This window comes from Planctomycetota bacterium (assembly GCA_035384565.1).
Classification (GTDB): Bacteria; Planctomycetota; PUPC01; order DSUN01; family DSUN01; genus DAOOIT01.
This window is the reverse complement of the sequence record DAOOIT010000026.1, coordinates 1-16,352: the sequence shown is the minus strand read 5'-3', so window position 1 is coordinate 16,352 and position 16,352 is coordinate 1. Positions and strand designations below refer to the sequence as shown.

The following is a 16,352-nucleotide window of genomic DNA, read 5'->3' as shown; positions in this document are numbered from 1 at the left end:
GCCGCGCGGCGCGATAACTTGCCGTGCGGCGGAACAGTCCCTTCCGAACCTGAGAAGGAGGTCACCCGTGCCCGAGGTCCCAACGGCACACTTGCGGCGGCTTCTGGCGGCCTTCGCGCTTGCGTCGGCCTTCGTGTCGGCGGCCCGAGCGGGGGAGAACGCCGCCATCCCCGGCGACGTGCAGCCCGAGCCCTCGACCCTGCACTGCCTGGCCGTGCGCTGGCCGGTCAAGGGCGACGACAACGCGAATGCGGCCGTCGCCGTCCAGTTCCGCAAAGTGGGCGCGGCAGCGTGGACGCAGGGCTTCCCCCTCTTCCGCACGCTCCGCACGCCGACGCGCGAGCAGCGGAACCAGTGGTCGTTCAACGGCATCCCCGCCGACCGCCTGCCGGGCGGCTGGATTTTCGCGGGGAGCCTCGTGGACCTCGCGCCCGAGACCGACTACGAGGTGAAGCTGTCGCTCCAGGACCCCGACGGCGGCGACACGGAGAAGGTGCTCAGGATGGCGACCCTCGGCGAGCCGAAGGAGCCGAAGGGGATGCGCGTGCGCCACGTGGTGCCCGAGGACGCGGCCGGCGGCCCCGCCGACGCCCTCAAGGGCTTGCCCGCCGCCGTCGCCGCGATGGCGCCGGGCGATCTCTTCCTCCTCCACAAGGGCCGCTACCTCATCAAGGGGGCGCTGGAACTGAAGAAGAGCGGCGAGCCGGGCAAGCCGATCATCTTCCGCGGCGCGGGCGACGGCGAGGCCATCGTGGACGGCGGCGGCGACGACACGACTCAAGGGCGCCTCATCTCCGCCGGCAGAATCAAGCACATCTGGCTCGAGGGCCTCACCATCCAGGGCCGCCAGTACGCCATTGTCGCCCACGAAGGCTCGAACTGGGTGATCCGCCGCTGCAAGTTCCAGAAGATGGAGAAGGGCTTCACCGCCCACAACGGCGGCTACAACGTCTCGCGCGGCCACTTCATCACCGACAACGTGTTCATCGGCCCCACCACCTGGCCGCGCACCAAGGGCATCGAGGCGCCCTGCGCCACCTACATGAGCGGAGCCGGCCACGTGGTCGCCTACAACCGCATGCAGAACCTCGGCGACGCCGTCCACGGCACCGGCCACGGCAACTGGTCGGCCTGCGACCTCCACAATAACGACGTGACGATCTGCACCGACGACGGCTTCGAGGCCGACTACGGCGAGACCAACGTCCGCGTCTTCCGCAACCGCATCGTCAACGTCGCCCACGGCATCACCGCCCAGCCCGCCCAGGGCGGGCCGCTCTACTTCTTCCGCAACTTCATCTACAACGCCACCTACTCCCCCTTCAAGCTCCACAACGACACCTGCGGCGTCCTCCTCTTCCACAACACGTGCCTGCGCAACGGCCCGTGCTTCATCATCCAGCCCGGCGGCGAAACCGTCACCGACGTCTGGACCCGCAACAACCTCTTCCTCGGCACGGGCGGCGCGGCGCTGCCGACCACGGGGCGGATGCTCCACTGCGACTTCGACAACGACGGCTTCGGCGGCTTCACCGGCCCCTTCGCCCAGTGGAACGGCAAGACCTACAAGACGCCCGACGAGGCCAAGGCCGCGGGCATCCTCTACCGCCAGCACGGCGCCATCGTGCTCGACCCCAAGGCCGTCTTCGCCTCGGGCCTCGTGCCGCCCGCCGACCCCAACGCCACGTTCAAGGGCGAGGAACTCGACTACCGCCTCAAGCCCGACGGCCCGGCCGTGGACAAGGGCGTGGTCCTGCCCAACTTCAACGACGGCTTCCGGGGCAAGGCCCCCGACCTCGGCGCGCTCGAGGCCGGCGAGCCCATGCCCCACTTCGGGCCGAGGAAGTGAGCGATGCGCACCTCGACACTGCTCTCATGGCTCCTGCTCCATGGCGTGGCGTTCGCCGCGAACGATTGGACCAAGGTCTCCGAGAACGCCGTCGGGCCGGGCTTCTCGCCCGGCCTCGTGTGGTCGGTTGAACTCAAGCGATTCGTGCTCTTCTGCGGCGCCGTGAGCCACCACTTCAAGGGCGAGCGCCCCTACGACGTGATGAGCTTCGACCCCGCCGCCCGCACGTGGCGCAACGAGCTGCCGAAAGGCGCCGAGGCCCGCGGCGGCGAGACGGGCAACGTCAGGGACGTCGAGTTCAAGTCCCCCTACTTCGCCATGGCTGACGCCGAGGGCCTCGTGCGCCCGAACCGCCGACACCTGTGCATGTGGTATCATTACGCCCACGCGCCGTGGGACGGCAAAGTCTATGCCCTCATCTGCGGGCGCGTGCTCTGCTACGACCCCAGGGAGCGCGCGTGGAGGGACATGCAGGCGCCGCCCGGCCCCATGCCCCTCACCCAGCACCATCGCGAGGGCCTGAGCTGGTCGGCCCTGTGCGCCGACCCCGTGAACAAGGAGCTTCTGCTCTTCGGCGGCTGCGGCGTGCTCACCGAGAACGGCTCGCCGGGCACCTGGGTCTATTCGCCCCAGAAGAACGAATGGCGCAAGGTCGAGGCAAAGGCCGAGCCGCCCCCGCGGGCGCTCGCCCCGATGGTCTTCGACCCGGCGACACGGAAGATCGTCCTCTTCGGCGGCGACGGGCTCGACACGCTCTACGCCGACACGTGGGTCTACGACTGCGCCACGCGAGCGTGGGAGGAGCGCACGCCGCCCCTCAGCCCCTCGCCCCGCTTCGGCCACGCGCTCCTGCGCCTCCCCAAGAGCGGCAAGCTCGTCCTCCTCGGCGGGAAGACCTACACGTCGTCCACATCCTACTGCGCCACGCTCTACAAGCCCCTCCCCTTCGAGATGTGGACGTACGACGTTGCCGCGAACGAGTGGAGGCTGATCCGCCGCTACGACAAGGGCGGCCCGGCCGACTCCCGCGAGCACAGCGGCGCCGACAGCGCCGCCGTGGCCGCCGCAAGCGACGGCGACCTCGTGCTCTGGGTAGGCGCGGGCACCGAGAAGGGCAGCGCCCACAGCGAGTGGCTCTGCCAGCTCGACGCCTCGACCACCGACGCCGAGGGCACAGCCAAACACGGCGTCAGGCCAGGGACCGTCGAGCACCGCACCGGCTCCTTTGACCCCGAGTGGTACACGAAGGGCCTGCCCCCGCCCGACCCCGCGGCCACCGAGGCCGTGCTGAGGGGCCTGAAGCCGAACACCTGGACCCCGCTCGCCTGCCCCCGCTGGCCCGAGAATCGCCAGGGCGGCGGCTGGAGCACGGTGACGCTCGACCCCGACCGCGGCCAACTCCTGCACATGGGCGGCGGGCACAGCAGCTACTTCGGCAACGACGTGGCCCACTACGACATCGCGGCCGGCCGCTGGACCATCGCCTGCCGCCCGCAGTTCGCCCTCGAGTACAACTACGACCTCAGCGGCCCGGGGCTCTGGGCCTTCAACGGCGCGCCCTGGGGCAACCACAACTACCAGGCCTATGAGTACGACCCCACAATTCGGCGGCTCGTCTACATCAAGGGCCACATGACCCTCTTCTACGACCCCGCCACGCGCACCTGGCCCTTCGCCGAGAAGTTCGGCGACCTGCCGTTCCACCCCAGCAAGTATACGAACTACCTGTGCGCCACGCCGCAGGGCGTGGTGTGCTGGGCGCCGACGCGGCAACGCCAGTCCGTGACCGGCCTCTGGCGCCTCAAGGCCGGCAAGAGCTGGGAGGAGTTGAAGACCTCGGGCGAGGCCCTGCCCATGACCGTGTGCGACGGCTCGACGCTCGCCTTCGACAGCCGGCGCAGCCGCCTGCTCTTCACCGCCACGCCCGAGAAAGGCAACGAGGCCGTCGGCCAGGTGTGGGCCTGCGACCTCGCCACGGGCGCCGTAAGCAAGCTCGACCCCGCGGGCCGCGCAGCCATCGCGGCCAAACGCTTCGCGCGCGAAGCCGTCTACCTGCCCAAAGGCGACCTCGTGATGCTCGGCTACCTGCTGGAGCGGGAGGGCAAGCTGGTGGTGCCTTTCTACGACTGCGCGGGCAACCGCTGGCTTGCCGCTCCGATGGCAGGCGCCGACTTCATCAACGCCGGCAAGGCCGGCTCCAGCGTGGACCTGGGGCTGGCCTACGACGCCGCGCGCGACGTGGTCTGGGCCACCCTGTGCAATCTGAGCAGGCAGGGCGCGCTCCAGACCGTGCGTGTGGACGCCGCCACGCTCGACGCAGCGCCGCTGGAGTGAAGCACTCCCTCACTCGCGCCGCAGGGCGCGAATGGGGTCGGTGCGCGCCGCGCGCACCGCGGGGTACACGCCGGCCAGCACGCTGATCCCCGCCGAGAACAACACCGTAGCCGTCACCAGCCACAGCGGGAAGGCGAACACCTCGAGGTACGCCGTGATGCCCTCCGCGCGCGCGTAGGAGTTGATGGCCGCCTCGAGGCCCCAGCACACGGCCCGCCCGAGCGCCAGCCCGCAGAGCCCGCCGATCAGGCCAATCGCCCCCGCCTCCGTGAGGAAGAGCACGAACACGTCCCCATCCGACGCGCCGATGGCCTTGCAGATGCCGATCTCCTGGTAACGCTCCAGCACCGAGATGAGCAGTGTGTTGATGATGCCCAGCCCGGCCACGAGCAGGGCCACCGCGCCCACCGCCGCCAGCAACACATCCATGAACAGGAAGAACGTCCGCATATCCTCCAGCCGGCTCAGCAGCGTGCGGGTGCGGAAGCCCATCGCCTGGATCGCCTTGTCCACGGGGGCCACATCCGTGTGGCGGCGGACGCGCACCGTGACCTCCGGATAGCCGGGCTGCGTGGGATCCGCCCCAAGCTTCAGGCGGTCGAGCAACGAGCCCGACTCGACGCCGGGGATCTGGCGCATCAGGTCCACCGGCAGCAGCACGGCGCCGCTCATCTTGCCCGCCATGAGGTTGGGCAGATCGTAGACGCCGACGACGGTGACCGCGAGGTCCTTGCGCTCGAAGGTGAAGGTCTTGGCAGCCTCGGCGGGCGCAAGGCCCGAGGTCTCGAGCCGCAGGGTCGCGCCGATGGCGCCCTGCGGCGTGTCCAGCCCCAGGTCGCGGGCGACCTGCGTGCCCAGGATGATTTCGGGCCTCGTGCCCGGGGTGAAGTACTCGCCCGCAACCAGCAGGTCGCCCGCTGTGCCGGGCAGCGGCACGTCGCGCGGCAGGCCGATGGCCACCGCGGTCGTCGTCTTGTCGCCGAGGGCGATCTTCAGCCCGCGCACGCGGAAGTCGGGATAGGCCGCCTCCACGCCGGGCAGGGCCTCGATGCGCTGGAGGGCCGCATCGTCGAGCGCCGGCCCGCGGCCGGCATCCTTGTCCCTCTTGGGCGACACGCGGATGACGTTGACGAGGCCCAGGGCGCGGAAGGGCGTCTCCGCCTGCCGCTGGACGCCGAGGGCGAAGGCGACCATCGAGACGAGCGCGCTGCTGCCGATGGCCACGCCCAGCGCCGTGAGGCCCACGCGCAGCGGCGTGCGGCGCAGGCTGCCGATCGCCAGGAGGATGATCCGCCAGGTTCTCATGCGCCGGCGGCTCCTTCCTCAGCGAGGCGCCCGTCGCGCAGCCGCACCACGCGGTCGGCCAGGCGCCCGGCCATCTCGTGGTCGTGGGTCACCATCACCACGGTCGTGCCCAGGTCGCGGTGAATCTGCTGGATGAGCGACACCACCTCCCGCGCCGTCGCACTGTCGAGGTTGCCCGTCGGCTCGTCGGCCAGCAGCAGCGGCGGGGTGTGCACGATGGCGCGGGCGAGCGCGACCCGTTGCTGCTCGCCGCCGCTGAGCTGGCTGGGGCGGTGGCCGGCGCGGTGCACCAGGCCCACGCGCCGGATCGCCTCGTCCGCCAGCCGCCGGCCCTCGCGCCCGAACCTGCCCTGGAACGTCAGCGCCAGGGCCACATTCTCCTCCGCCGTCAGGCTCGGCACGAGATAGTAGGACTGGAAGACGAAGCCGACCACCGTGCGGCGGTAGACCGTGCGCTCATACGACGTGAAGGTGGCCAGGTCGCGGCCGTTCACCAGCACGCTGCCCGCCGTGGGCGAGTCGAGCCCGCCCAGCAGGTGGAGCAGGGTGGACTTGCCGGAGCCGCTGACGCCCAGGACGGCGAGGAACTCGCCCCGCTGCACGTTCAGGCTCACATCGGCCAGTGCCCGGACCACGGCCGGCCCCATGCGGTACTCGCGCGTGAGCCCGCGCGTGGCGATGAACGGCTCGTGCAGGGGCGCGGTATCCATCACGCCCGATTGTACGCCGTTGCACGCCTCTGCGCAACGCGGCCGAGCCGCCGAGGGTGTGGGCCGGAATTGTAGGTGGCTGCGGGAGCTCCGAAGGAGGAGAGCAAGACCGCCCCGGGGCAGCCCTGACAGGACGGAATCGAGAGCTTCTATCTCGCCCCTTCAGGGCTGGACTCGTGGATCCCGCTGAACCCAGGGCGTTGCCCTGGGCTATCCCATGCGAGCCCTTCAGGCTCCAGAGACAATCACCCTGCCTACGATTCCGGCCCGCACCCGAGCCGCCGAGGCCCTGCCCCTCCCGAAGGTTCCAACACCTTCGGGAGGGTAACAGGGCGCCTCGCCGCTTGCCGGGGCAGTCCTCCCGCAGGCTGCGAACCTGCGGGAGGCCGCGGAACCGAATTGTCAAAGAGCGCGTGCGGCGGCCCGACGCTACTCGCGTTGGCTAGGCTTTGGCCGGCCGCCTCCGGGCGTCGCTCGACCCAAGGGCAGGGCGTTCGGCGAAGCGCCCCGCAGGACGACGACACGAGCGGTCGTCTCTTCCCTTCTCCTCCTCGGGCGGCCGGTGGGTCATGGGGTTTGGGGCCTACTGGGCCGCCACCGAGCCACACCCGTACGAAGGGCAGCGGCCCCGTCCGCCGTCTGGGGCCGCCCCCCCTCCGAAAGTTCCTGCAAACTATATAGTTACGGCGATTGCTGCTCCTTCAGGGGCATCGAGTCGCCAGTCTGGTCCTTTTCACCAGTACAATGGCAATGCCCCTGCGCAAATAAGGGCCCGAATTCGGAAATTTCTCACTTTTTTTTCACGCTTCCAGCCCACCATGCACAAGCCATTGCCTCAACAAGATTTATGCCGAGTTCCACTGCGGCACGGAGGCTCCATAACCCGCACCCGCCCTCTAGCCAGCATCTCTCACCAGCCCGCCGGCCTGCGAGTGCGGAACGCCCCCTTCTTGTCATGCTGAGCCTGTCGAAGCACCTTTCGGAGGAGCGGCCGCCGACAACGGAGTGTGCCCTGTGATGTCAGTCTGCCCCCTTGAAAGGTTCCTCGACTTCGCTCCGCTCCGCTCGGAATGACAGGGTTTCTTGCGCGGTGCCTGCGGGGCGGGTGAGAAATGCGGGCTAGCGGCCACGCCCGCCGCGTGGACGGGACCGCTCCCGCACCCTCCGCCTCTCGGGGTGACCGCAAAGAACCCGTTGACGGCCACGGCCTATTGGCTACAATGCCGTGCACACCAGGCGCCACCACAGCAGGAGAAACGCCCATGAGACCCAGAGTGCAGGCTGCCACCCTGGCGGCCATGACCGTGGCCGCGCTTGCCGCAGCGGGCGAGGCGCCGGCCCAGTCCCCCGCCCCACCCCGCCGCGTGCGCCTGACGAACCACGCCCTCAACCGCTACATCCGCCTGCTCGACGGCCAGTGGCAGGGCATGATCGTGGCCTCGGACGGCAATCTCTACGTCGGCGGCGGCTCGCACAACCCCGACCTCGGCGCCGCCTTCTTCCGCTACGAGCCGGCCACAGGCACCCTGAAGCTGCTGGTGGAGAACATCACCACCGTCTGCGGCGAGAACCCGGCCAAGACCCCGCCCCAGGGCAAGATCCACAGCCCCATCGTCGAGCACGACGGCTGGCTCTACTTCGGCACGCATCTCGCCAACTACACCGAGGAGGGCCGCAAGGCCTACACCGGCGGCCACCTGGTCGGCTACCAGCTCGCCACGGGCAAGTTCCGCGACTTCGGCGTCATCCACCCCAACTTCACCAACTACTGCTGCCTCGGCCTCGACGCCCCGCGCAAGAGCCTCTGGTTCTACGTCACCCCCTTCTACGAGGGCGAAGGCTCGCGGCTCTACCGCGTGGACCTCGCCTCGGGCGAGAAGCACGACGCCGGCCTCGTGGCCCCCTGGAACAACCGCAAGGACCACGGCCCGCCCTCCTTCTGCTGCTTCGTGGACGCCCGCGGCGACTGCTGGCTCACCACCCGCTACGAGCGCACGCTGTGCGTCGGCCGGGCCGCGTCGGGCAAGGTCGAGACCTTCCCCGACGCCCTCCCCGAAGCCGCCGTGGCCTCGGGCACCAAGGACCCCTGGAAGGCCGCCCGGCCCCTCGACGCCGACCGCGCGCTCATCGTCATGGCCGGCAAGATGTGGGTCTTCGACTCCCGCGAGGCGCCCCGAGGCCCCAAGACCTTCACCCCGCTGTGCGAGGTGGACCCCCTCCAGCGCATCGAGTGCTTCGCCCTCGGCGGCGGACGCTTCTACTGGACCCTCCGTGAGAAGCCCGAGGCCCCGTTGCGCCTCATGAGCGCCGCCGTCGAGAAACCCACCGAACACTTCGACCACGGCGAGATCACCGATGAGGCAGGCCGCAAGCCCATGTGGGCCGGCGACCTCCTCACCGACGGCAAGGGAGCCCTCTACATGGTCGGCCGCTGGGCCGTCTCGGAAGCCGACATGGACACCATCGGCATCCTGCGCCACAACCAGCGCATGGCCGTCTTCCTCTCTGTGATGGACGTGCGCGACGACCTGCGCAAGCTCCCCTTACCTGCCCATTGAACGCCGGGGGGTGAGCCCCCGGACACTGGGCTTCCTTCACCGAACAGGAGCGCCCCCAATGCCCTCGAAGAAGACCGCCAGGCCGCCCCAGACCTTCTCCGCCCATTACATCTCCGGCACCCACTGGGACCGCGAGTGGTACCGCCCCTTCCAGGAGTACCGTCTCCTGCTGGCCGAGATCGTGGACGAGTTGCTCGACCTGATGGAGCGGAGCAATGAGTTCAAGTACTTCCACCTCGACGGCCAGACGTGCGTGCTGCGTGACTACGTGGAGGTTCGGCCTGAGAACGAGGGGCGGCTGAAGGCCCTGATGCAGCAAGGGCGCATCCTGGTCGGCCCGTGGTTCACGATGCCCGACCTCTTCTGCCCGGGCGACGAGGCGCTGGTCCGCAACCTCCTGCTCGGGCGCCGCATCGCCCGCGAGTGGGGCGTCGAGCCGATGCCCGTGGCCTACACGTGCGACATGTTCGGCCACCCCTCGCAGATGCCGCAGATCTACCGGGGCTTCGGCCTGCGCCATTGCGTGCTGGGGCGCGGCACCAACGAGCACACGACGCCCGCCTTCTTCACCTGGCAGGCGCCCGACGGCTCGCGGGTCTTCACCTTCAAGCTCCAGGACCACATGGGCTACGGCGCCTTCGTAGGCTCGCGCCAGGTGATCGAAAATGCCGCGCCCGACGCCAAGGCCGAAGAGGTCGAGGCCAAGGCCCGCGAGAGCTTCTCGCGGTACGTGAGCCACGAGATCGGCCGCACCAACGGCCGCGTGCTGTGCCTGATTGATGCGCTGGACCACATGCGCCCGGCCACCGACGCGGCCCGCTACCTGCGCGTGCTGCACGAGGCGTGCCCGAGCGTCCGGGCCAACCACTCCACCCTTCCCGCCTTCTTCGCCGAGGCCGAGGCCAAGGCCACCAACGTCCCCGTCCGCACGGGCGAACTGCGCGAGCCCTCCAAGACCCGCAACGGCTACCTGTGGCTCATCCCCAACTGCGTGTCGAGCCGCGTGCAGATCAAGCAGGCCAACGACGCCTGCCAGACGCTCCTCGAGCGCTGGGTGGAGCCGCTGCTGGCCATCGCCAACCTCGGGGGGGCCGCCATCCCCGAGCGATTCCTGCGCATCGCCTGGGAGCACGTGCTCACCAACCACGCCCACGACAGCATCTGCGGCTGCTCCATTGACCAGGTGCACCGCGACATGATGAACCGCTTCGACCAGGCGCGCATCCTGGGCGAGCAGCTCCGCAACAAGGCGTTCGGCGCGCTCACCCGGGGCTTCGCCGATCTGGCGAGGGAGCCGCGCGAGTTCACCGTGACGATCGCCAACCCCGTCCCCCTGCGCCGCCGCGAGGTCGTCCTCTTCAACGTGGACCTGCCGCTCGACTGGCCCGCCACCTTCACCGAGGGCTTCCCCGGCTGGCAGCACATCAAGGCGTTCACCCTGCACGACGCCGCGGGCCGCGAGGTGCCCTACCAGCGGCTGGCGATTGACCCCCGGACCCTCGAGCGCACGCGCTACGCCCTCCCGGCCACGTGCGGCCAGGGCGAGTTCAGCCGCTACACCGTCGCGGCCGAGCTCGAACTGCCCGGCCTGGGCTTCACCTCGCTCCTCGTCAGGCCATCGCCCACACCCGTCCGCCGCATCGGCTCGCTCCGCACGGGGCCGACCGCCGCCGAGAACGAGCACCTGGCCATCGCCGTCGCCCCCCACGGCACCCTGACCCTCACCGACAAGGCTACACGCGAGACCTACACCGACCTCCTGACGTTCGAAGACCGCAGCGAGATCGGCGACGGCTGGTTCCACGCGCACAGCGAGACCGACGAGGTGTGCCTCTCCACCGCCTGCCCCGCCCAGGTGAGCGTCGTGCACGACGGGCCAGAGGTCGTGACCTTCCGCGTGGCCGTGACGATGAGCGTGCCCGCCCGCTTCGACCGCGCGGCCGAGCGGCGCGTGCCCGAGCGAGTCGCCCTCGACATCGCCAGCCTCATCACCCTGCGCCGCGGGGCGCGCACCGTCGAGGTCGAGACCCACGTCGAAAACGCCGCCTGGGACCATCGCCTGCGCCTCCTCCTGCCCACGGATGCTGCCGAGGCCAAGTCCTACCTCGCCCACCACCCCTTCGACCTGGTGGAGCGGCGCATCGCGGTGGACCCTGAAACGGCGGCCTGGCAGGAGGTCGAGCTGGCCGAGAAGCCGTTCCTGGGCCTCCAGGCGGTGGGCGCCGGCCGGCGCGGCCTCGCCTTCCTCTCCGCGGGGGGCCTCCACGAGGGGGGCGTGGCCGACGACGCCCGCCGCACGATGCTCGTCACCCTCCTGCGGTCCTATCGCCGAACAGTGGGGACGCCCGGCGAGACCGACGGCCTCGAGCTCGGCACGCTGCGCTATCGCTACGCCCTGATGCCCTTCGCCGGCGAGTTGCCCCGCGCGGAGGCCATGTCCCAGCTCGCATGCCTCGCAGGCGGCCTGCTCACCCGTCAGACAGGCCCTCAGGCGTCCGGCTTTCCTCCGATGGCAGGAGCAGGCCGCCCGGTTCAGTCCTACGTCGAGCAGGCCAGGGGGAGTCTCGTGGTCTCCGCCGTCAAGCGCGCGGAGGAGGGGAACGCTCTGGTCCTGCGCCTGTGGAACCCCGCCAGCCGGCCGCAGCGTGAGACGCTCACCCTCTGGCGCCCGGTCCGCAGGGCATCTCTGGCGCGCATGGACGAGAGCGTAGCTCCTGGTCCCGGCCTGCGCGTCCGCGGCCGCGCGGTGAGCCTGTCGGCGGGGCCTCGCCAGGTGCAGACTCTTCGCATCGAGTTCCGGTGACGGCGCATCGCCCGCATCATCTTGAGGCCGTTCTCACCCGGCCGTTTGCGATTGGCTTGACAGAAAAGGCTTATGGGGATATAGTATAGTCGAGGGGTGACGCTTCTGTCCGGCCTTCACGGCCGGCGAACTGGCGAGGGGGAAGCGTTGGAAATCCGGGGGCACGGATTCCTCATACCAATCTGCGTCTCTCGCCGCGGCAAGGCGCCCCAAGGCGCGCGGAGCGCGAGCGCGCTCATCGGGCACCTTCGTTTCCAGAACCGCCCACATGGCCCGTGGGGTCGGCGGGGGCACAAGCCCGCGTCAGCCCCGGAGCGCCTGGCCTGTTGCTCTTGTCTGCGAGCCTGACCGCCATGATCCGCGTCCTTCTCGTCGAAGACAACCCCGGTGATGCACGGATCGTCCAACACATGCTCGAGGCGGCGGAGCGCACCGTCTTCATCCCCCACAGCGTGCCCACCCTGGCGGCGGCCCAAGAACACCTGAAGCGCGATGGGGCCGACGTCGTGCTGCTCGACCTCGAACTGCCGGACAGCGCCGGCCTGTCCACCTTCTCGGCCCTTCAGCGCGCGGCGCCCGGGACCCCGGTAGTGGTGCTCACGGGCCTCGACGACGCCGACGCGGGCCTCACGGCGGTGCGCCGGGGCGCGCACGACTACCTCGTCAAGGGGCAGGTCGGGGCCGACGTCCTCGAGCGCTCGCTGCGCTATGCCGTGGCCCGCGGACGGGCCGACGAGGCGCTGCGCGCGACGGCCGAGCGCCTCCAGGCCCTCATCCACGCATCGCCAGCCGCCATCGTCGCACTCGATTCGGAGGCACGCGTGTCCCTATGGAGCCCCGCCGCAGAACGGCTCTTCGGCTGGACCGAGAGCGAGGTGACCGGGAAGCGCGCGCCAATCGTGCCAGAGGACGATCAGGAGTTCGCCCACCTGCTCTACGCCCCACTCCGGGGCCAGACCATCGTCGGGGCCGAGGTGCGCGCCGACCGGCGGGATGGCCCCCCCCTCGACGTGAGCCTCTCGGTCGCCCCCATACGCGACGCCGAGAATAACACCGCGGGCATCATGGGCGTGCTGCTCGACCTGTCGGAGCGCAAGCGCCTCGAGGCCGAGGTCGTCGAGATTGCCGAAGAAGAACGCCGCCGCCTCGGCCGCGACCTCCACGACTCGCTCGGCCAGCACCTCACGGGCATCCTCTACGCGATGGCCGCCCTGGGGAACCGGCTCGCCTCGGCAGGCCACCCCGAGGCCGACGCCGTGGCCAACGCGGTGTCGCTCCTCGAGAAGGCAGTGGCCGAGGTGCGCACCCTTTCCCGGGGGCTCTGCCCCTCTCTGGGAGGCCCCGGCGACTTGGCGAGGGCCATCGACTCCTTTGCCGCCACCGTGCACATGCTCCACGGCATCGCCTGTCGCTCCCAGTGCGACCCAGAGATGACCGTCGGCGACGACCTGGCCGCCACCCATCTCTACCGTATCGTGCAGGAGGCCGTGACCAATGCCATCCGGCATGGCAGAGCTACGGAGGTGATGATTCGCCTATTTTCCCGCGGGACACGCGGCCTGCTGTCGGTCGAGGACAACGGGAGCGGAATCCCGGACGACTGGCACCAGCGTTCGGGCCTGGGGCTCCGCATCATGACATACCGAGCCCGCATGCTGGGCGGAACGCTCAGGATCGCCCGAGCGCCGGGGGGCGGCACCCTGGTAAGCTGCCAGTTCCCCCTCACCCACCCACGAAGCACAGGAGACGCATCCCATGAGCATGCCTGACAGCTCCCCCGCCCTCACCGCCACGGCACGAATCCTCCTGGTGGACGACCACCCCGTGGTGCGAGGCGGCGTGCGCGCGCTGCTGGCCGACGAGCCCGACATCCTTGTGTGCGGCGAAGCAGGCACCGGACGCGAGGCCATCCAACTCCTCGGCACGCTCAACCCAGACCTCGTTCTCCTGGACCTCTCGCTGCCCGACATGGACGGCATCGAACTCATCAAGGACATCCGGGCCCGCTTCCCCGACGTCCGCGTCCTCGTCCTGTCCCTTCGCGACGAGGCCGTCTATGCAGAGCGGGCGCTCCACGCGGGCGCGCTCGGCTTCCTCACCAAGGGGAAGCCGCGCCCCGAGATCCTCCACGCCATCCGCAAGGCGCTGGAGGGGCATGTCTACGTGAGCCAGGACCTCGCGGACCGCGTGATCGGCCGAGGTCTGGTAGGAGGCCACCCCGACGCCGTGACCCCCGCGGTGAGCGAGCTGAGCGATCGCGAGTTGCAGGTCTTCACCGCCATCGGCCAAGGTCTGGGACCACGCGAGATCGCCGAGAAGCTTCACCTAAGCCCAAGAACCATAGAGACTTACCGCGCGCATATCCGCAGGAAGCTGCACCTTGACGACGCGGCGGCCCTGCGCCACTACGCCGTCGAATGGATGCGCACACAGGAATGAACGCCAGCAGCATTCCGATTGTGGACGCAAATCCTTACATGTCAATCTCTTATATTGAAGCAGCTCACGGGGCAGCCAAGTCTCAGGCCGGGAGCAGACCCCGCAGGCACTTCTCGGCTGGGGGTCGGTTAGCATTCCTATCGCAGGCGAAAATCAATCGTATGTGCTATGGCAAACTCATCCAGTTCTCTGATTGCGCTCCGCATGCCGGCTCAGTACCGTGTGTGGTCAGTGATAGAGGGCACGGTAGCGTGTGGGTGACGGGGGCACCAAACCAAAGCGGAGGGCGAGCGGGCGCACCACTGGGTGTCTCCCGACTCGGGTGGCCGGGCTGGGCGATGAGCCCAGCCCGCTCTTTTCCCTCCCGCCTCAGGCGTCACACGCTCACGCCTTCGACGCCTCGTGAACCTGCCTGCTGCCGGGCAACCGATTGATCAGACACGGCGTCTGCGGGACCGCGCATTCTGGAGGGACCTGCCTCGCTGCCGACACTGCCGTGAGCCTCCGGGCAGAAGGGAGAGGAAGCCGTGGAGTCCACTGACAGACAGCGCGAGATCGCCAGGCAATGGGGGCTGGAGTTCACCGACCTCGCGACCTGCACCCTCGATGGCGCCCTCATCCGCGAGGTCGCCAACCGCCTGCCCGACGGCTTCTTTCCGAGGCACAAGGCCATTCCGCTCGTCCGACGCGCCGGCGACCTGCACATCGCCGGGGCCAATCCGCTGGATCTCGAGGCGATCGAGGAGATTCACTTTCTCACCCAGATGCGGGTGGTCTACTCGATCGCCGACGAAAGGCTCGTGGTTCAGGCCCTCGAACGCTTCCTGTCCGCCAAGCCGCCGCAGGAGGCGGCCCAACCAATGCCCCCGCCGCAGGCCGCCAAGCCCGAGAAGCCGCCGCGGCCGCAGCCTGCGCACCTGGTGGAGACGGTGATTCGAGAGGCCCTCCAGAGCGGCGCCCCGGAGGTGCTGCTCCAGCCCGAGGCCACCCGAATTCGTGTGCGGCATCGCGTGAATGGCCTCCTGACAGATGCGGGCGAGCTGCCCGCCGAGAGCGCCCCCCAGGTCGCGGCGCACCTCAAGGCGCTGGCCGGCATCGCCTCCGGCGACCCGCAAGTGCCGCACGACGGGCGCGGCTCCGTGGTCCACGGCTCCGATCACTACGAGTTGCACGTCTCGACCATCCCCGGGCTGCATGGCGAGCGGGTCCTTCTCCGCCTCAAGAGGCTCATCCCCCAGCCGCCTGAGCTCCGCGGCATCGGCCTGCCCGACAAGACCCTGCGCCAGCTCGAGGGGCTTCTGGCAGCCCGCTCCGGCCTCTTCATCATCGCCGGACCGCGGGCCTCCGGCAGGACCACCACGCTCTACGCAGTAGTTCAGCACCTCAACACCCCCGAACGCGATGTCGTGACGGTCGAGGACACGGTCCGCATGCGGCTCCCTGGGGTCACACAGGTCCATGTGGCGCCCAACGGCCACGCGTCTGCGGCGCAACCCTCGCCCACGGCGGCGGCCTGCCTGCGCGCCCTTCTGGCGCAAGGGCCCGACGTGATCATGGTTCGCCAACTGCGGGATCGCGAAACGGCGGAGCTCGCGGCGCAGGCGGCGCTCACCGGCCATCTGCTCCTGAGCAGCGCCCACGCGCGCGATGCGGCTGGGGCCGTGCCCGCCCTCCTTCGCCTGGGTCTCGCCCCGCTGCTGCTCTCGTCGTCGCTGGTCGGCGTGCTGGCCCAGCGCCTCGTGCGCGCGCTGTGTCCATCCTGCCGCGAGCCCTGCCAAATCCCTGTCGAGGCGATCACGCGCCTCAAACTCCCCAGCCTCCCGGGCTTTCTCGACGCGGTGGCCTATCGCGCCCGTCCCGGAGGCTGCGCCGCCTGCAACGGCCAGGGCTACGTCGGCCACGTGCCGCTGTTCGAACTCCTGGTGGTGAGCGACGAGATTCGCCGCCTCATCCTCGAGAGTCCGACACCCGACCTGATCGCCCAGGCCGCATGCAAGGAGGGCATGGTCCCGCTTCGGTCCGATGCTGGCCTGAAGGTCATCAACGGCATCACGTCTGCCGATGAGGCGTTGAACGCCGTGCGCTGCTGACGGCTGACCGTCACGCAGTGGCGAGGTCCCGCCCACTGCGATATCCCCCTCGCGTCGCGCGCCCCAAGGGCAGACACGGCGCGAGGGGGCATTCTCCGGCCCCATCGTCCGCGTCCAGGCCTCTCACGCCCCACCGGGAGCAAGCATGCCCCCCGAGCCCTGCGCCCCCATTCATCCCCCCGCTGTCTTGGAGACCAGACACACGCCGTCATACGCGCTCACCTCTGCCGCCCCCGAGAGATGAGCAAGTATGGCGCTTTGGCG

The 16,352-nt window shown here is 69.7% G+C and carries 9 protein-coding genes; 7 read left to right on the top strand and 2 right to left on the bottom strand.

What is annotated here, in order from left to right; translation table 11 throughout:
• Positions 1–67 precede the first annotated feature (67 nt).
• Positions 68–1,849 (top strand): right-handed parallel beta-helix repeat-containing protein, encoded by a 1,782-nt coding sequence (locus tag PLE19_11300; GenBank protein ID HPD15531.1) that lies wholly within the window; start codon positions 68–70, stop codon positions 1,847–1,849.
• 3 nt (positions 1,850–1,852) lie between these two features.
• Positions 1,853–4,183: a kelch repeat-containing protein gene (locus tag PLE19_11295; protein HPD15530.1), complete on the top strand. Its 2,331-nt coding sequence runs from the start codon at positions 1,853–1,855 to the stop codon at positions 4,181–4,183.
• Positions 4,184–4,192: 9 nt separating this feature from the next.
• Here the strand turns inward: PLE19_11295 and PLE19_11290 are convergent, their stop codons facing one another.
• Positions 4,193–5,488, bottom strand: coding sequence for an ABC transporter permease (locus tag PLE19_11290; GenBank protein ID HPD15529.1), 1,296 nt, complete (start codon positions 5,486–5,488; stop codon positions 4,193–4,195).
• Positions 5,485–6,198, bottom strand: a complete 714-nt coding sequence (locus PLE19_11285; GenBank protein HPD15528.1) for an ABC transporter ATP-binding protein — start codon at positions 6,196–6,198, stop codon at positions 5,485–5,487. The genes PLE19_11290 and PLE19_11285 overlap by 4 nt, the downstream gene beginning before the upstream one ends.
• Positions 6,199–7,460: 1,262 nt before the next feature.
• On the opposite strand from PLE19_11285, the gene PLE19_11280 reads away from it, so the two are divergent.
• The 5 genes from PLE19_11280 (at position 7,461) to PLE19_11260 (ending at position 16,088) form a co-directional block, all read left to right on the top strand.
• A complete protein-coding gene (locus PLE19_11280; GenBank protein ID HPD15527.1) occupies positions 7,461–8,756 on the top strand; it encodes a hypothetical protein in 1,296 nt (431 codons plus the stop codon).
• A gap of 58 nt (positions 8,757–8,814) precedes the next feature.
• A complete protein-coding gene (locus PLE19_11275; protein ID HPD15526.1) occupies positions 8,815–11,559 on the top strand; it encodes a glycoside hydrolase family 38 C-terminal domain-containing protein in 2,745 nt (914 codons plus the stop codon).
• Positions 11,560–11,912: 353 nt separating this feature from the next.
• Entirely contained in the window at positions 11,913–13,328 is a 1,416-nt protein-coding gene (locus tag PLE19_11270) for a PAS domain S-box protein (GenBank protein HPD15525.1), read from the top strand.
• A complete protein-coding gene (locus PLE19_11265) occupies positions 13,315–13,998 on the top strand; it encodes a response regulator transcription factor (GenBank protein ID HPD15524.1) in 684 nt (227 codons plus the stop codon). The genes PLE19_11270 and PLE19_11265 overlap by 14 nt, the downstream gene beginning before the upstream one ends.
• 527 nt (positions 13,999–14,525) lie before the next feature.
• Positions 14,526–16,088, top strand: a complete 1,563-nt coding sequence (locus PLE19_11260; protein ID HPD15523.1) for an ATPase, T2SS/T4P/T4SS family — start codon at positions 14,526–14,528, stop codon at positions 16,086–16,088.
• Positions 16,089–16,352: the final 264 nt, after the last annotated feature.